The organism is Streptomyces milbemycinicus, from assembly GCF_002154605.1.
GTDB lineage: Bacteria > Actinomycetota > Actinomycetes > Streptomycetales > Streptomycetaceae > Streptomyces > Streptomyces milbemycinicus.
The window spans coordinates 1-16,625 of record NZ_MUNE01000342.1 but is presented as its reverse complement, the minus strand read 5'-3'; the positions used below and the strand labels follow the sequence as shown (position 1 = coordinate 16,625).

Annotated in this window: 16 protein-coding genes and 1 pseudogene; 12 read left to right on the top strand and 5 right to left on the bottom strand. The window is 72.4% G+C overall.

Going from position 1 to position 16,625, the window contains the following annotated elements; translation table 11 throughout:
* Positions 1-44 precede the first annotated feature (44 nt).
* Positions 45-1,040: an aldo/keto reductase gene (locus tag CCN51_RS26740; protein WP_014179741.1), complete on the top strand. Its 996-nt coding sequence runs from the start codon at positions 45-47 to the stop codon at positions 1,038-1,040.
* A 53-nt stretch (positions 1,041-1,093) separates the two neighbouring features.
* The gene (era, locus tag CCN51_RS26735; protein WP_078610645.1) at positions 1,094-2,059 is read left to right on the top strand and encodes a GTPase Era; all 966 of its coding nucleotides are present in this window, start codon (positions 1,094-1,096) and stop codon (positions 2,057-2,059) included.
* Positions 2,060-2,099: 40 nt separating this feature from the next.
* On the opposite strand, the gene CCN51_RS26730 is transcribed toward era, so the two are convergent.
* Together CCN51_RS26730 and CCN51_RS26725 are read right to left on the bottom strand one after the other, a co-directional pair.
* Positions 2,100-2,366: a protealysin inhibitor emfourin gene (locus CCN51_RS26730; RefSeq protein WP_014179743.1), complete on the bottom strand. Its 267-nt coding sequence runs from the start codon at positions 2,364-2,366 to the stop codon at positions 2,100-2,102.
* A gap of 95 nt (positions 2,367-2,461) precedes the next feature.
* On the bottom strand, positions 2,462-3,559 hold the full coding sequence (locus tag CCN51_RS26725; protein WP_014179744.1) for a M4 family metallopeptidase: 1,098 nt from the start codon (positions 3,557-3,559) through the stop codon (positions 2,462-2,464).
* Between the two features lie 307 nt (positions 3,560-3,866).
* On the opposite strand from CCN51_RS26725, the gene leuA reads away from it, so the two are divergent.
* The 5 genes from leuA to CCN51_RS26700 all read left to right on the top strand — a co-directional run bounded on the left by leuA (position 3,867) and on the right by CCN51_RS26700 (position 11,302).
* A complete protein-coding gene (gene leuA / locus CCN51_RS26720) occupies positions 3,867-5,651 on the top strand; it encodes a 2-isopropylmalate synthase (RefSeq protein WP_014179745.1) in 1,785 nt (594 codons plus the stop codon).
* Positions 5,652-5,868: 217 nt separating this feature from the next.
* Positions 5,869-6,636: a TerB family tellurite resistance protein gene (locus CCN51_RS26715; RefSeq protein ID WP_043487622.1), complete on the top strand. Its 768-nt coding sequence runs from the start codon at positions 5,869-5,871 to the stop codon at positions 6,634-6,636.
* A gap of 235 nt (positions 6,637-6,871) precedes the next feature.
* Positions 6,872-9,031, top strand: coding sequence for an MMPL family transporter (locus tag CCN51_RS26710; RefSeq protein ID WP_078610646.1), 2,160 nt, complete (start codon positions 6,872-6,874; stop codon positions 9,029-9,031).
* A 175-nt stretch (positions 9,032-9,206) separates the two neighbouring features.
* A complete protein-coding gene (locus CCN51_RS26705; protein ID WP_014179748.1) occupies positions 9,207-10,592 on the top strand; it encodes a sensor histidine kinase in 1,386 nt (461 codons plus the stop codon).
* The gene (locus tag CCN51_RS26700) at positions 10,589-11,302 is read left to right on the top strand and encodes a response regulator transcription factor (RefSeq protein WP_014179749.1); all 714 of its coding nucleotides are present in this window, start codon (positions 10,589-10,591) and stop codon (positions 11,300-11,302) included. The genes CCN51_RS26705 and CCN51_RS26700 overlap by 4 nt, the downstream gene beginning before the upstream one ends.
* A gap of 58 nt (positions 11,303-11,360) precedes the next feature.
* Here the strand turns inward: CCN51_RS26700 and CCN51_RS26695 are convergent, their stop codons facing one another.
* The gene (locus tag CCN51_RS26695) at positions 11,361-11,933 is read right to left on the bottom strand and encodes a carboxymuconolactone decarboxylase family protein (RefSeq protein ID WP_014179750.1); all 573 of its coding nucleotides are present in this window, start codon (positions 11,931-11,933) and stop codon (positions 11,361-11,363) included.
* A 70-nt stretch (positions 11,934-12,003) separates the two neighbouring features.
* Between CCN51_RS26695 and CCN51_RS26690 the strand changes: the two genes are divergently transcribed.
* Complete coding sequence (locus CCN51_RS26690) at positions 12,004-12,498, top strand: MarR family winged helix-turn-helix transcriptional regulator (protein ID WP_014179751.1); 495 nt, start codon at positions 12,004-12,006, stop codon at positions 12,496-12,498.
* A gap of 332 nt (positions 12,499-12,830) precedes the next feature.
* Here the strand turns inward: CCN51_RS26690 and CCN51_RS26685 are convergent, their stop codons facing one another.
* On the bottom strand, positions 12,831-13,514 hold the full coding sequence (locus CCN51_RS26685) for a GNAT family N-acetyltransferase (protein WP_014179752.1): 684 nt from the start codon (positions 13,512-13,514) through the stop codon (positions 12,831-12,833).
* 91 nt (positions 13,515-13,605) lie between these two features.
* Here CCN51_RS26685 and CCN51_RS26680 point away from each other — a divergent pair, with 91 nt between their 5' ends.
* Positions 13,606-13,815, top strand: coding sequence for a helix-turn-helix domain-containing protein (locus CCN51_RS26680; protein WP_043491624.1), 210 nt, complete (start codon positions 13,606-13,608; stop codon positions 13,813-13,815).
* Positions 13,815-14,381 carry a Clp protease N-terminal domain-containing protein gene (locus CCN51_RS26675; protein ID WP_014179754.1) on the top strand — a complete coding sequence of 189 codons (567 nt, stop codon included), beginning with the start codon at positions 13,815-13,817 and terminating at the stop codon, positions 14,379-14,381. The genes CCN51_RS26680 and CCN51_RS26675 overlap by 1 nt, the downstream gene beginning before the upstream one ends.
* On the opposite strand, the gene CCN51_RS26670 is transcribed toward CCN51_RS26675, so the two are convergent.
* On the bottom strand, positions 14,353-15,306 hold the full coding sequence (locus tag CCN51_RS26670) for a LysR family transcriptional regulator (RefSeq protein ID WP_014179755.1): 954 nt from the start codon (positions 15,304-15,306) through the stop codon (positions 14,353-14,355). The two genes, CCN51_RS26675 and CCN51_RS26670, sit on opposite strands and share 29 nt — an antisense overlap.
* 147 nt (positions 15,307-15,453) lie before the next feature.
* On the opposite strand from CCN51_RS26670, the gene CCN51_RS26665 reads away from it, so the two are divergent.
* Together CCN51_RS26665 and CCN51_RS26660 are read left to right on the top strand one after the other, a co-directional pair.
* Positions 15,454-16,278: an alpha/beta fold hydrolase gene (locus tag CCN51_RS26665; protein ID WP_014179756.1), complete on the top strand. Its 825-nt coding sequence runs from the start codon at positions 15,454-15,456 to the stop codon at positions 16,276-16,278.
* 142 nt (positions 16,279-16,420) lie between these two features.
* A pseudogene (locus tag CCN51_RS26660) lies at positions 16,421-16,625 on the top strand (hypothetical protein); the annotation flags it as partial.

The window sequence follows — 16,625 nt, the reverse complement described above, 5'->3', positions numbered from 1 at the left end:
ACGCCCCCGGCCACCACCGCCGCGCACCGAGGAGCCCCAGCCCCATGACCGCCCTTCCCACCCGCACCCTCGGCGACCTGAAGACCTCCGCGATCGGCTATGGCGCCATGGTGCTGTCCCCCGGCGTGTACGGACAGATCGACGACGACCGCGCCCTGACCGCCCTGCGCTCCGCCCTCGACGAGGGCGCCACCCATATCGACACCTCCGACGGCTACGGCGAGGACGGCCACAACGAGCGCATCGTCGGCCAGGCCGTCCGGGGCCGCCGCGACGAGGTCACCATCGCCACCAAGTTCGGCTTCCGCCGCCCCGAAGGCGTCGAGGGGCACGCCTTCCCCGTCAACTACACCTACGGCGAACTGGCCGTGAACGCCGAGCCCCGCCATATCCGCCGCTACGCCGAGACCTCCCTGCGCACCCTCGGCACCGACTGGATCGACCTCTACTACCCGCACTTCCCGGACCCCACCGTCCCGATCGAGGACACCGTCGGCGCCGTCGCCGAGCTGATCTCCGACGGTCTGGTCCGCCACCTGGGGCTGTCCAACGTCACCGCCGAGCAGCTCGTCCGCGCCCACGCCGTCCACCCGGTCGCCGCCGTACAGGCCCAGTGGTCGATGTGGACCCCCGTGGACGCCGAACTGCTCGCCGCCGCCCGCGAGCTGGGCGTGGGCATCGTGGCCTGGTCCCCGCTCGGCAGCGGCTTTCTGACCGGCACGGTCCAGGACATCGCCGACGACGACTTCCGCCGCTTCATCCCGCGCTACCACGACGGCAACCTCCAGGCGAACAACGACCGCTACGCGCCGCTGCGTGCCATCGCCGCCGAGCTCGGCCTGACCCCGGGGCAGCTGGCGCTGGCCTGGCTGCTCCACCAGTACGAGCACGTCGTCCCGATCCCCGGCAGCCGCACCCCGGCCCATATCGCGGAGAACCTTGCCGCCGCCCGCGCCGAGCTCACGCCCGAGACTCTGACCCGGATCGCCGAGGCCCTGACCGCCTTCGCCCCCGAGGGCACCAGCGCCCTCCTCGGCTGACCGCACTGACCTTTAGAATCGTGCGGTCGGCGAGGGCCGGGGCATCGGGGACAATGGGCGCCATGAGTGCCGCTACGTCCCCCTCCCAGCCCGAGCCGCGGGCGACCCCGCACCGCGCGGGCTTCGCCTGCTTCGTCGGCCGTCCCAACGCGGGCAAGTCGACCCTGACCAACGCACTGGTGGGGACGAAGGTCGCGATCACCTCCAACCGCCCGCAGACCACCCGCCACACGGTCCGCGGCATCGTGCACCGCCCCGACGCCCAGCTGGTGCTGGTCGACACCCCGGGGCTGCACAAGCCGCGCACCCTGCTCGGCGAGCGCCTGAACGACGTCGTACGGACCACCTGGGCCGAGGTCGACGTCATCGGCTTCTGTCTGCCCGCCGACCAGAAGCTCGGCCCCGGCGACCGCTTCATCGCGGGCGAGCTGGCCGGGATCAAGAAGACCCCCAAGATCGCCATTGTCACCAAGACCGACCTGGTCGACTCCCAGCAGCTCGCCGAGCAGCTGATCGCCGTCGACCGGCTCGGCAAGGAGCTGGGCTTCGAGTGGGCCGAGATCGTCCCCGTCTCCGCCACCGAAGGCAACCAGGTGGGCCTGCTCGCGGACCTGCTCGCGCCGCTGCTCCCGGAGAGCCCGGCGCTCTACCCGGAGGGCGACCTCACCGACGAGCCCGAGCAGGTCATGGTCGCCGAGCTGATCCGCGAGGCGGCCCTGGAGGGCGTCCGGGACGAGCTGCCGCACTCCATCGCCGTGGTGGTCGAGGAAATGCTGCCCCGCGAGGACCGCCCCGCCGACCGGCCGCTCCTCGACATCCACGCCAACCTTTACATCGAGCGCCCCAGCCAGAAGGGCATCATCATCGGCCCCAAGGGCAAGCGCCTGAAGGAGGTCGGGACGAAGTCCCGCAAACACATTGAGGCGCTGCTGGGCACGCCGGTCTTCCTGGATCTGCACGTCAAGGTCGCGAAGGATTGGCAGCGGGATCCGAAGCAGTTGCGGAAGCTGGGGTTCTAGCGGCACTGGTCACGGCCGGTCGGAGGCCGGCGCAGCCGCCCTACGCGCCTTCCTTGAGCACCGTACGCACCAGCTCCCGCTGCGCGTCGCTCAGATTTGGGTCGGCGGCGTGGACGGTGCGTCCGTCCACCGTGATCTCGTAGTGGAAGCCGTCCGGGACGCCGCGCGTGGGCGTGATGTGCCCGGTCTCGACGGCCTGGTGGGCCAGGGCCTGCAGATGCTTGGCGTCGGGCCGGCCGGAGGTGTCCAGCTCGGCCCGGCGCTCGATACCGGCGAACCCGCCGGTGCGGGTGACGGAAATGCGCATGGATCCATCAGTACCCGGTACGGGCCGCTGCCCGCCGCAGACGCGGAGATCCGCCGAAGATCCGTCCGTACGGCCCCCGACGCGCACCGTAGGGGCTAGCGCGCCCCCGCCCGCGCCCGCAGGTCGGAGATGCCCACCTTGGCCCAGGCGTCCAGCACCGCCCGCTGCTCCTCGCCCTCCCCGTACTGCGACTGCGCGGCCGACACCGTCGCCTGCGCGAAGTCGGCGAAGTCCGCGTCGGTGGCCAGCTCCCCGCCGGTCAGGGTGGCGTACCAGATCTTCCCGGCCCGCTCCCAGGCGTGGCCGCCGAGGGCCTTGGCGACGAGGTAGAAGGCGTGGTTGGGGATGCCGGAGTTGATGTGGACACCGCCGTTGTCGCGCGAGGTGCGCACATAGTGCTCCATCGTCGCCGGCTGCGGGTCCTTGCCGAGGACGTCGTCGTCGTACGCCGTGCCGGGGGCCTTCATGGAGCGCAGCGCGACGCCGGTGACCCGGTCCGCCAGCAGCCCGGCGCCGATCAGCCAGTCGGCCTCGTCGGCGGTCTGGCCGAGCTGGAACTGCTTGGTGAGCGAGCCGAAGACATCCGACAGGGACTCGTTGAGCGCGCCGGACTGGCCGAAGTACTCCAGGTTGGCCGTGTACTGGGTGACGCCGTGGGCGAGCTCGTGGGCCGTCACGTCGACCGGGATGGTGAAGTCCTTGAAGATCTCGCCGTCGCCGTCGCCGAAGACCATCTGCTCGCCGTTCCAGAAGGCGTTTCCGTAGTCTTCGCCGTAGTGGACGGTGGCCTTCAGCGGCAGCCCGGAGTCGTCGATGGAGCGCCTGCCGTACGCCTTGAGGAACATCTTGAAGGTCGCGCCGAGGCCGTCGTACGCGCGGGTCACGGTGTCGTCGCCGGTGGCCTGACCGCCCTCGGAGCGCATCTTCTTCCCCGGCAGGTTCTCCTGGCGCTCGGCGTCGAAGATGGTGCGCTTGGGCTTGTCGGAGGGGGCTCCGGTGGGGGCGGCGGCGCCGCGGACGGTGGTGATACGGCGGCGGGTGCGCTCCAGGGCGTCGCGCTCCAGGGTGCGGCGGGCGGGATCGGCCAGCGCGGGGTCCTCGGCGCGGGCCAGTTTGTCGAGGACGTGCGGCGGCACGATGGTGCAGAAAACAGGGGTGCGGGAAACAGCGTGGTTGTTCGCGTTGGCGTCCATGCGAGGCAATGTGGCAGTCTGTGCATCGCTTGTCACGCCTTGGCGTCACGATTCCTGAAAACGAGTGGTTGATGACCAATCGTGCCAAGTGAGAGTGACGAATACGTCATCCCGCATAGTGATACGGGTCGGCCGGTCCCCGGGGTCTCGGTTAGGCTTCTACGCATCATGCGTTTTGGGCTGCTTCTTCTTAGCTGCCGCGGCGAGGGCCTGTAGTCGTAGGCCGACCCCCTCCCCGCGGAGTTCGGTGTTGCGGTGTATTCGCCCCGTCGGCCGCCCAGCGGACATACGAGGAGCCCCACGCATCATGAGCACGTCTGATCATTCCGCGAGCGCCCAGAGCCCCGTCGGCCGTCGTACGCCGATCACCGCCGCGACCGTGACCCAGCGCCCGTCCGGGATGCCGATCCACAAGTACGGCCAGTACGAGGCCGTGGACATCCCCGACCGCACCTGGCCGAACAAGCGCGTCACCGCCGCCCCCCGCTGGCTGTCCACCGATCTGCGCGACGGCAACCAGGCCCTGATCGACCCGATGTCCCCGGCCCGTAAGCGCGAGATGTTCGACCTGCTGGTGCGCATGGGCTACAAGGAGATCGAGGTCGGTTTCCCCTCGTCCGGGCAGACCGACTTCGACTTCGTACGGTCGATCATCGAAGAGGGCGCGATCCCCGAGGATGTGACGATCTCCGTCCTCACCCAGGCCCGCGAGGAGCTGATCGAGCGCACCGTGGAGTCCCTGCGCGGGGCCCACAAGGCGACCGTCCACCTGTACAACGCCACCGCGCCCGTCTTCCGCCGGGTGGTCTTCCGGGGCTCGCGTGAGCAGGTCAAGCAGATCGCGGTGGACGGCACCCGGCTGGTGGTGGAGTACGCCGACAAGATCCTGGGCGACGAGACGGTCTTCGGCTACCAGTACAGCCCCGAGATCTTCACCGACACCGAGCTGGACTTCGCGCTGGAGGTCTGTGAGGGCGTCATGGACGTCTGGCAGCCCGAGGACGGCCGCGAGATCATCCTCAACCTGCCCGCCACCGTCGAGCGCTCCGCCCCCTCCACGCACGCGGACCGCTTCGAGTGGATGTCGCGCCATCTGTCCCGGCGCGAGCACGTCTGTCTGTCCGTCCATCCGCACAACGACCGCGGCACCGCCGTCGCCGCCGCCGAGCTGGCGATCATGGCGGGCGCGGACCGTATCGAGGGCTGTCTGTTCGGGCAGGGCGAGCGCACCGGCAACGTCGACCTGGTGACGCTGGGCATGAACCTCTTCTCCCAGGGCATCGACCCGCAGATCGACTTCTCGCAGATCGACGAGATCCGCCGCACTGCCGAGTACTGCAACCAGATGGAGATCCACCCGCGCCACCCGTACGCGGGCGATCTGGTCTACACCGCCTTCTCCGGCTCCCACCAGGACGCCATCAAGAAGGGGTTCGAGGCGATGGAGACGAGCGCGGCCGAGCAGGGCAAGACGGTTGACGAGATCGAGTGGGCGGTCCCGTACCTGCCGATCGACCCCAAGGACGTCGGCCGTTCGTACGAGGCGGTCATCCGCGTCAACTCGCAGTCCGGCAAGGGCGGCATCGCCTATGTCCTGAAGAACGACCACAAGCTGGACCTGCCGCGCCGGATGCAGATCGAGTTCTCGAAGATTATTCAGGCCAAGACCGACGCCGAGGGCGGCGAGGTCACCCCGGCCCAGATCTGGTCGGTCTTCCAGGACGAGTACCTGCCCACCGACGACAACCAGTGGGGCCGGATCTCGCTGCGCACCGCGCAGGCCTCGTCGACGAGCGAGGGCACGGACGCGCTCACCGTCGAGGCGGTCGTGGACGGCGCCGAGACCGTGCTGACCGGCTCCGGCAACGGCCCGCTGGCCGCCTTCTTCGACGCCCTGGCCGCCATTGACGTGGACGTTCGGCTGCTGGACTACTCCGAGCACACCCTCAGCGAGGGCGCGGGCGCACAGGCCGCCGCGTATATCGAGTGCGCGATCGACGGCAAGGTGCTGTGGGGCGTCGGCGTCGACGCCAACATCGTGCGGGCCTCCCTGAAGGCCGTCGTCTCGGCGGTAAACCGCGCCGGCCGCTGACCCGCCGGCCCCCGCCGCCGGGGCCGCGTCAACCGTGTAAGGCACCACGAAACGCCTTCACCCGCATGGGCCCCGCCCGCCGTGTACCCGGATGTCACGGCGGGCGGGGCCGCGTCTTTGGCCTGTTGTCTCCGTTCGGGGTACTGACGCCGCATCATAGATGTGGCTAGCATCACGTCAGCGCGGCAACGTGGCCGAAGCGTTATGGAGGTGTGACGTGGCGCACGCGCAAGCCCGACGCGGCCGGGATCTGTGTGTGATAGGCGTTCGCACTCTGTGGCGGACCGTGGGCGACGGCGAGTTCTTCTGCCCCGACTGCGGAGGCGACCGGAACTATCGCCGCCGCACCGGCCGCCGCCGTATCGTCGTCCTCGGCCTCCCAGTGCTGCCGCGCGGGCCGGTCGCGCCGGTCGTCGAATGCGCTGCCTGCGGCGGCCGCTTCGGCACCGAGGCGCTGGACCACCCCACCACCACCCGCTTCTCCGCGATGCTGCGCGACGCCGTGCACACCGTGGCCCTCGCGGTGCTCGCCGCGGGCGGCACCGACTCGCCCGCGGTGCGGCAGGCCGCGGTCGGCGCGGTGCGGGCCGCGGGGTTCACCGACTGCGGCGAGGAGCAGCTGCTGGAGCTCATCGAGGCGCTGGCCGCCGACACCGGGCGGCTGCCCGGCGCCGCCGCGTACGACGCCGCGACCGCCGCGGCCGCGGGCACCGCCGGACAGGGCGGGCGGGACGTCGGGCGGGACGGCCTCGACCCGTGCGGCACCGCCCTGGCCATCGAGCTCCACGAGGCCCTGGAGCCGCTGGCGCCCCACCTGGCACCGACGGGGCGGGAGTCGATCCTGCTGCAGGGCGCCCGGATCGCGGTGGCCGACGGGCCGTACCGGCCGGCGGAGCGCGCCGTGCTGGAGACCGTGGGCCGGGCGCTGATGATCTGCCCCGACGACACGGCCCGGCTGATGGCCGCGATCCGCGCGCCGTTCTGAGCAGGGGCGGTCCGCTGTGATCTGCGCCGGTCCGCTGTGAGCCGGGGCGGTCCGTTCTGAGCAGGGGCGGTCCGCTGTGATCCGCGCCGGTCCGTGGTGATCCGCGCCGGTCCGCTGTGAGCCGGGGCGTTACTCCCCCGGGAGTAATCCGGCCCGCCGCGCACCCGGCGCAGTAGCCGCCATCTCCCTCGTCGGCGCGATGATTCGCCCGCCCGGCGCCGGGAGCCTGGAGGGCATGCAGACCACACAGCCGACGCATACGACCGCGCCACGAAAACCGGAGGGACCGGAAGAGCCAGGCCGTGCCACCGGTCGCCGCCGCGCACTGCCGTGGACGGTCATCGCCGTATGGGTCCTGGTGCTCCTGGCCGCCGTGCCCTTCGCGGGCAAGCTGGGCGACGTCAAGCGCGATACGGCGGTCGACTATCTCCCCGCGAGCGCCGACTCCACCCAGGTCGCCAAGCTCCAGGCGGCGCTGCCCGGCGGCGACACCACCGACCTCGTCCTCGTCTACCGGCGGGACGGCGGGCTGACCGCCGCCGACCGCGAGGCGGCCGCCGCGCAGGTCGCCCGGGTCGTGGACCGCCACGCGACCGTCCAGGGCAGGGCACCGCAAGCCATCCCGTCCCGGGACCGCACCACCGTGATGTACCCGGTGGCGCTCACCGGGCTGACGGACGAGACGGAGCGCGCCGACGCCGTCAAAGATGTACGCGCCGAACTGGCCGACCATCCCAAGGGGCTGAGCGTCCAGGTGGGCGGCCAGGGTGCGCTGCGCGCCGACTCGCAGGAAGTCTTCGCGTCCACGGACGGCACCTTGATGTTCGCCACCGTCGGCGTCGTCGCCGTGCTGCTGATCCTCACCTACCGCAGCCCGCTGCTGTGGCTGGTGCCGCTGGTGGTCGTCGGCGCCGCCGCGATGGCCTCGATGGCCGTCGTCTACGGACTGGTCCAGGGCTTCGACCTCGTCGTCACCAGCATGAGCTCCTCGATCATGACCGTCCTCGTCTTCGGCGCGGGCACCGACTACGCCCTGCTGCTGGTCTCCCGCTACCGCGAGGAGCTGCGCCGCCACCGGCTCCCGTACGACGCGATGCGCGCCGCCGTACGCGGCTGCGGCCCCGCCGTCCTCGCCTCCTGCGGCACCGTCGCGGCCGGGCTGCTGTGTCTGCTCGCCGCCGACCTCAACAGCAGCAGCGGCCTCGGGCCCGTCGGCGCGGTCGGCGTGGTGTGCGCGCTCGCCGCCATGCTGACGCTGCTGCCCGCGGTGCTGGTGCTGCTCGGGCGCCGGGTGTTCTGGCCGCTGATCCCCGCGTACGGCAGCGAACCCCGCGCCCGGCGTGGCCTGTTCGCCGCCATGGGGAGTTCGGCGGGGCGCCGGCCCGGCACCGTGCTGGTCGCCGGAGGCGCGCTGCTGGGCGCCCTCGCGCTCGGCATCCTCAACCTGCCCGGCGACCTCAAGCAGGCCGACACCTTCACCGAGCGGCCCGAGTCCGTCGTCGCCATGCGGACCCTCGCCGACGCCTACCCCGGGAGCAGCAGCCAGCCGATCAGCGTCCTCACGCGCAGCGAGCGCGCCGGTGACGTGCTCGACCGCGCGGGCGGTACGGAGGGCGTCGAGCGGGCCGAGCGGGGCCGAAGCGGCGGCGGATGGACCGAGATCGACGTCTACGCCAAGGCGCCCCCGCAGTCCGCGGGGGAGCGGGACACCATCCACGCCCTGCGCGACGGACTCCACCGCATCCAGGGCGCCGACGCCCACGTCGGCGGGGCCAGCGCCCAGGAACTCGACCTGGAGGACACCAACTCCCGCGACCGGGCGGTCGTCGTCCCGCTCGTCCTCCTCGCCGTCCTGCTGATCCTCGCCGCCCTGCTGCGCAGCCTGGTCGCGCCGCTCGTCCTGGTCGTCGCCGTGGTCGCCGTCTGGGGCGCGGCGATGGGCCTCGGGGGCCTCTTCTTCGAGCCGGTCTTCGGCTTCGCGGGCATCGACCCCGGACTGCCGCTGCTCTCCTTCGTCTTCCTGGTCGCCCTCGGCGTCGATTACGGCATCTTCCTGATGCACCGCATGCGGGAGGAGTCCCTGCGCGGCGCGGATGTCGCGGAGGCCGCGGTCACCGCCCTGCGCACCACGGGCGGCGTGATCGCCTCGGCGGGCCTGGTGCTGGCCGCGACCTTCGCGGTGCTGGGGTCGCTGCCGCTGGTGATGCTGGCCGAGATGGGGTTCGTCGTCGCGGTCGGGGTGCTGCTGGACACCTTCCTGGTCCGGACGTATCTGGTGACCTCGGCGAGCCTGCTGCTGGGGCGCTGGGTGTGGTGGCCCGGAGCGCTCTCCCGCCGCCCGGCCGCCCCCGGGGCCGTTGCCCCAAGGCGGGCGGTGCCCGCAGCCCGGAGATGAGGGGATGAGCGGCGAGATCCCCCTGGCCCGAGCCGGTTTGCCCGGCTCGGGCCGGGACTCGCTCGGGACGACCCGTCAGGATGGACCCGTGCCTCCACAGACCCGCACCGAGCCCGAGCGGCGGACGGACCCCGCCACGCCGCCCGGTCCGAGACGCCGACTGCCGGCGGCGCGTTTGCCGCGCGCCCTCCACCGCCGCCGCGCCGCGGCCGGGACCCCCGCCGAGGCCGTGTCCCGGCGGCGGGTCGACGCCGCGGTCGCGGCGGCCGTGCTGGCTGTGCAGTGCGCGCTGGCGCTGTTCGCGCACGTGGACGGCGACCGCCGCCTGGACGCGCTCGGGTGGGCGCTGCTCATCGGCAGCGCCCTGGCACTGATCGGGCGCCGGCACAGCCCGATGCTCGTCACCGTGGCCGTCGTCCTCATGGTCGGGCCGTATCACGCTCTGAACTACGAGCACGTCGCCGTCGTACCGGCCGGGCTCACCGCCCTCTACACCCTCGCCGTCCTCGGCCCGCCGCTGCGCTCCCTGCTCACCGTCACCTTTGTTATCGGGCTCATGGTCACGGTCATGTCGTGGGGCGGCAGACCCCATGGCGCGGTGGACATGCTGCGCAGCTCCGGCTGGGTGCTGTCGGTCGTGTTGGTCGGCGAGGCGGTGCGGATCCACCGCGCGTACATCGCGGCGATCGTCGAACGGGCCGAGCGCGCCGAGCGGACCCGCGAGGAGGAGGCGGCCCGGCGCGTCGCGGAGGAGCGGCTGCGGATCGCCCGCGATCTGCACGACCTGCTGGCGCACAGCATCACGCTGATCGGCGTCCAGACCTCGGTCGCCGCCCATGTCCTGATCGCCGACCCCGACCGGCTCGACCGCGGGACGCTGGTCAAGGCGCTCGACTCCATCTCCGACACCTGCCGCGACGCGCGCGCCGAACTGCGGGCCACCTTGCAGGTGCTGAGGGCGGGGGAGGGCGGCGAGGCCGGCGCGGCGGACGGGGCCGACGGTGTGGGTACGGGGCCGCCGCCCGGGCTCGCCGGTCTTGCCGACCTGGCGGCGGCCGCGGAGGCGGCGGGCGTACGGGTGCGGCTGACCGTCGACGTGGACGAGTCGGACCTGTCGCCGGCCGTGGGCGCGGCCACGTACCGCATCGTGCAGGAGGCCCTGACCAACGCGGTCCGCCATGCGCCCGGCACCCTGGTGCGGCTCACTGTGGCGCGGGAGGCGGTTGGCGGCCTGCGCGTCGCGGCCGTGGACGACGGTCCGCCGGGTCCGCCGGGTCCGTCGGGTCCGTCGGGTCCGTCGAGCTCGTCGGGCTCGTCGGGGGAGGGGCCGCCGTCGCCCGCGGCGGAGGACCCCGACCGGCCGCAGGGCTACGGCCTCGTCGGTATGCGCGAACGCGCCCGCAGCGTGGCGGGAACCCTGGCCGCCGGGCCGCGCCAGGACGGCCCCGGCTTCGCCGTGACGGCCGTCCTCCCGTACGGCAGGTCCGCCCGGGAGCGCGTAGCGCCGCCCGGGCACGGCCCCTCGCCGATCTCCATACCACCGACAGAGGGAACCGTATGAGCGCGACGAAGCCGACCCCCAGCGCCCCCATCAGGGTGCTGCTCGCCGACGACCAGACGCTGGTACGCGCGGCCTTCGCCATGCTGATCGAGTCGGCTCCGGGCATGGAGGTCGTCGGACAGGCGGGCACGGGCCGGGAGGCGGTCGAACTGGCCCGCACCGCGCGCGCCGACCTGGTCGTCATGGACATCCGCATGCCTGATCTCGACGGCATCGAGGCGACCCGCCGCATCGCCGCCGACGACGATCTCGCCGGGGTCCGGATCCTCGTCCTGACCACGTACGACACCGATGACCACATCGTCGAGGCACTGCGCGCGGGCGCCTCCGGGTTCCTGGTGAAGGACACCCGGCCCGCCGATCTGCTGGACGGGATACGGACCGTGGCGGCCGGTGAGTCCCTGCTGTCCCCCGGCCCGACCGCCCGCCTCATCGCCCGCATGCTGCGCATCCCGGCCGCCCCGCCGCCCGCGGCCCTGGCCGCCGCGGGTCTGGGCGCCCTGTCCGACCGCGAGCGTCAGGTCCTCACCCTCGTCGCCCGCGGCCTGAACAACGCGGAGATCGCCGAAGCGCTCGGGCTGTCGCCGCTGACCGCCAAGACCCATGTCAGCCGCATCATGGGCAAGCTGGACGCCCGTGACCGGGCCCAACTGGTCATCGCGGCCTATGAGTGCGGCCTGGTCACCCCGTCCCGCTCCGAGGCGCCCTGACCGCTCATCGTAGGAACCCTGATCGTCGGACCGAGACCGTCGGATCCGGACCGGCGGCTCAGGCCGCGTGCTCGTGCCAGGCGTAGGGCGCGAGCTGTTCGTCCAGCGGGGCGTCGGTCAGCCGGTTGGCCAGGGTCGACATGGTGTAGGCGCCGATGCCGAGCACCACTTCGAGGGCGTTGCGCGGGGTGTAGCCGTGCGCCAGGAAGGCGTCGAGGGCGTCGGGGCCGACCGCCCCCGCGCGCTCCAGGACCTCGATGGTGAAGACCCGTACGGCTTCGAGCCGTTCGTCGGCCAGGGGCCGCCGCTCGCGCAGGGCCGAGGTGAGTTCGGCGTCCGCGCCGAGCGCGGCGAGCTTGCCGGTGTGCATGGCGACGCAGACGTGGCAGGCGTTGCGGGTCGCGACGGTGAGGATGACCACCTCGCGCGCCAGCGGGTCCAGGGTCGTCGTCTCGAACAGCCCGCTGAGCTTGAGGAAGCCGTCCAGCAGCTGGGGCGCGGCGGCCAGCCGCCCGACGGGCGCCGGGAGGTAGCCCATGCGGCGGGCCACGGCCTCCATGAGGCCGCGCGAGGCGGCCGGGGCGGACTCCGGGGTGTGATCGACGAACGGGGTGGACGGGTGCGTGGGCATGACGGATCCCCTTGACCTAGGATAGACAACGTGGTTGTCGAAAAAGTAAACCAGGTTGTCGAGTTGCGCAATGACCAATGACGCCCAGGGCACGCCGCCCGCCCAGGACCGGCCGGGCTACGAGCTGCCCCTGCTGCTGTTCGCCGGATTCCGGTCCATCATCGATCAGTTGCACGCCGAACTGGCCCGCCAGGGCCACCCGGAGGGCCGCCCCGCCCACGGCTTCGCCATGCAGGCCATCGGCCGCGACGGGGCCACCGCCAGCGAGCTCGGCCGACGGCTCGGCGTCTCCAAACAGGCCGCGGGCAAGACGGCCGACCGCCTGGAAGTGCTGGGCTATGCCGTCCGGGCCGACGATCCGGCGGACGCCCGGCGCAAAGTCATCCGGCTGACCCCACGCGGCCTGGACGTGCTGGCCAAATCGGCGGCCGTCTTCGATGAGTTGCGCGCCCAGTGGGCGGCGGCGCTCGGCCCTGAGCGGCTGCGCGACCTGGAGGACGATCTGCGCGTCATGGTGCCGCCCAGCGGCTTCCGTCTCGATGTGGCCGGGTGGTTCGGCCCCTGACCTCACCACCGGCGGCGCGAGCCACCAGTTTCCGCATCATGTCGGCGCCCGCCACGACGGCGGCAAGGTGCAGCACTGTGGCAACGGCAAGGTTCTCCGGTTGCGTGACTTCGGACGAGTCGGCCGGGCGGACCCGCAGCGGCTACCTGCTGACCGGTATGGGCGCGTGGTGGGCGCTGGTCGGCGCCGCCGCCCTCTGGACGCTCGTCCGGGCACGCCCCGCCGGCTTCCCTCCTCTGTCCGCCGGAACTCCAGCCTCGAACCCCACCCCGCGCGCCCGCATCCACCGCCGGAACCACCCGGCTCCCCCATCCGGCGGAGCCCGTTGCTCGTCAGCCAGGCACTGGCTCACCGGCTCCCTCGCCGTCCGGGGCACCCACCCCGAACAGCTCCAGGCACGGCTCGAGGCCCGCCACCTCCACCGGGACGGTCCGCCGCGCCTCCCAGTCGGCGCGCTCCAGGCGCAGCCGCTGGAGGGTGCGGGCCTGCCCGCGTACGGAGATCACCTCGCTGCCGTCCGGGCGGTAGCCGATCCGTCGCGAGACGCCCAGCGAGCGCGGGTTCTCCAGCATCGCGGCCGAGATCACGCTGCGCGCGCCCAGCCCCTCGAAGGCCAGGTGTGCCACCGCCGCCCGCATCTCCGTGCCGATGCCCTGCCCTTGGTGGGCCAGGCCCAGCCAGGAGCCCGTCTCCGCCTGCCGGGTCACCGCGAAGTCGGTCGCGAACAGGTCCTGGCGGCCGACCACCTTGCCCTCGTGCAGCACCGCGAAGCTCATGTTCCACTTCTGCGGGCTCCACTGCGCGATGGTGCCCAGCAGATGCTGGAAGGTGCTGCGCCCCACCTGCTCCGGGGGGTTGTCGGTCCATGCGAAGGAGAACGGCATCTCGGCGGGGTCGTGTACGCCCGCCACCGCGAGGGCGGCCATCTCGTCGAGGAGTTCCAGGTCCGGGAGGCGTAGTTCCAGGCGTGGGGTGGTGAGCCGCAACCCGTAGGGCGGCCAGTAATGGAGTTCCATGACGAGAGGCTGCCGGACGCCGGGTCGCCCGTCGAACCAATTTCGTCAACCGAGGTTGACACCCTCCGTCATGTCAACCTACATTGACACCATGACCGAGGCAACGAACCTTGCCGAGCGGGCCGGCGACCAGGACCCCCGGGTCGGGCTGCGTGCCGTCGCCGCGCTCCGCCGGCTGTTGGAGCAACTGGAGGCCGTGCAGGTGCGCAGCGCCCGCGCGAAGGGCTGGTCGTGGCAGGAGATCGCCGCCGAGCTGGGCGTCAGTCGGCAGGCGGTCCACAAGAAGCACGGGAGGCGTTGATGTTCGAGAGGTTCACCACCAGCGCGCGCCAGGTCGTCAAGGGCGCCGTAAAGTACGCCGACGGCACGGGCAGCGGCACCGTCGGCGAGGCGGAGCTGCTGCTCGCGCTCCTGGACCGTACGGGCACCCCCGCCGCCGACGTCCTCACCGCCCTCGGCGCGGCCGGCCGGCGTGCGGCGATCGAGCGCGACCTGGCCGCGGTGCGCCGCCGCGGCGGCATCTCGGCCGCGGACGCGAAGGCCCTGGCCGGGCTCGGCATCGATGTCGAGGAGGTCGTCGCGCAGGTTGAGCGGGTCCATGGCCCGGGCGCCCTCGCCGAGCCCGCGGAGACCACCCGTCGGCGCGGCCGCCAGCTGCGGCGCCCCTTCACACGGGAGGCCAAGTCGGTCCTGGAGCGGTCCCTGCGGATCTCGCTGGGCCGCGGCGACAAGTACATCGGCGATGAGCATCTGCTGCTGGCCCTGACCGCCCGCCCGGGCGTCGCCGCCCATGTGCTCGCCGACCACGGAGTCACATACGTCCAGGTCGAACGGTTCCTCACCGGCCGCCGGGCCGAGGCGGGCTAGGAGTTCCACCGTCCAGGCCGCCGCCCAGGCCGCGGTGGATCGCGGCGAGCAGCGTCCGGTGCAGGGCGGACGGCCGCCGGTCCGCGCGCCGGACGGCGAACACCGGCAGCCGCGGCCGGGCGTCGGCGATCCGTATCTCGCGCAGCGAGCCGGCGGCCAGCTCGGCCGCGACCGAGGCGCGGAACAGCAGCGCGGCGCCGAGCCCGGCCCGTACGGCATGTTTGATCGCTTCGGGGTGGCCCAGCTCGATGACCACGCTGCGGTCGATGACGCCGAGCTCCGCGAGTTCGGTGTCCTCGATGTCCCGGCGGCGGGAGCCGCGCGGTGTGGAGACGAAGGGCATCCGCGCGAGGTCGGCCAGCCGGACCGAGGAGTCCGCCATGCCTCCCGCCTCCGCCGCGCCGACCAGGACGAGGTCCTGATGCCCCACCAGCTCACCGGACAGGCCCTGACCGGTGGGGATCCGGTGGGCGATGGTCACGGCCAGGTCGCACAGGCCCGAGGTGACGGCTTCCCAGATGTGGTTGGGGTCGAGCACATGCGCGGCGATACGGGCTGCCGGGTGGGCCGAAGCGAAGTCGACGAGGACGGGCGGCAGCAGATAGCTGCCCACCGTCATGCTGGTGGCCACCGCCACGGCTCCCGCGGTCCCGTCGGCCAGCCCGGCGAGTTCGCGCTCCAGCTCGGTGCCGCGGCGCAGCGTGTCGCGCGCCCAGCCGTACGCGGCACGGCCGGCGTCGGTGAGCTCGAGGCGCTGCCCGGCACGGTCGAAGAGCCGTACTCCCAGGCGCTGTTCCAGGGACCGTATATGGCCGCTGACCACCGGCTGGGAGACATACAGCCGGCCGGCGGCGCGGCCGATCCCGCCCAGCTCGACGACCGTGCAGAAGACCTCCAGCTTGTGCAGCGAGATCCGGTTGTCCACCCGGGCGGCCCCTTCCCCCGTGCATACGTCATAGCCGTTTGGCTATGAACACCTCACCATAGTCGTCTTTGTTTGCCGCGAAGATGCCAATTAGCCTGGCAGGAGCGGCCATTCGGATCCGCATATGAGGGGGAGTGAGGCGAACCCATGATTCCGGTAGGCGAGTTCATCTTCCACGGCGGCGACGGCTGTCCGCTGTACGCCACCACGGTCGGCCGGCCCGACCACGCCGGCCCGCCGCTAGTGCTGCTGCACGGCGGGGGCCCGGACCATCGCAGCCTGCTGCCCCTGGCCCGGCTGCTGGCCGACCGTGTGACGGTGGTCCTCCCCGACGTACGGGGCTACGGCCGCTCCGTCTGCTCCGATCCGTACCGGCACACCTGGGCGCGGTACACCGACGACGTCATCGCGCTGCTCGACCACCTGGAGGCGCCCGGCGCCGCCCTGGGCGGCACCGGCCTCGGTGCCACGGTCGCCCTGCGCACCGCGCTCACCCACCCGGACCGGGTGACGGCCACCGTCCTGATCAGCCTTGAGGACATCGAGGACGACGAGGCCAAAGCGGCCGAGACCGCGTTCCTGGACGCGTTCGCCGTCCGCGTCCTGGCCGACGGGCTCGAGGCGGCGTGGGCGCCGATCCTGGAGACGATGCCGCCGGTGATCGGCTCGATGGTGCGCGACGCGTTTCCGCGTACGGACCCGGCCAGCGTCGCCGCCGCCGCGCATATCGGCCACGACCGGGCCTTCCGCGACATCGCCGAACTGGCCGCGGTGCAGACGCCCACCCTGGTCGTGCCCGGCACCGACGCGCGCCACCCGACCGAATTGGCGGCGCGCGCCGTCGAGATCATGCCCCGCGGCCGGCTCGCTCCGGTGGGCGTTTCGCCGGATCTGCGCACCGCCGCCGACCTCGCCGAGGCGGTGGCCCCGGCCGTCCGGCAGTTTTTGGACTCCGTGCCACAGGTGCGCTGACCTGCGGCGAAGCCCACGATCTACAGCTGGTGTAGGGGTGTTGTTTCCATCCTCGTAAAGATCCGTATTCCGTCGTCCCGAACTATGCCCAGGGGATAGTTGACGGCCATGCGCCGTGTGTAGGGACGGGGGGAAGTTCAAGATGTCCTTCGACGAGGAGTGGGCCCAGCTCAAGGCCGCCGCGCAGGAGGAGCACTCGGCGGCGGGGCGGTCCAGCGGTATGCGGCCGCATCAGCACGACGGTGGCGGTGGTGGCGGCGGTGGCGGGGTCACCCCGTTCGGCGGGCTGTGCACGTCTCCGGCGCAGAATAAGACGGCGGACGGGGTGATCGAGGACGAGCTGGAGC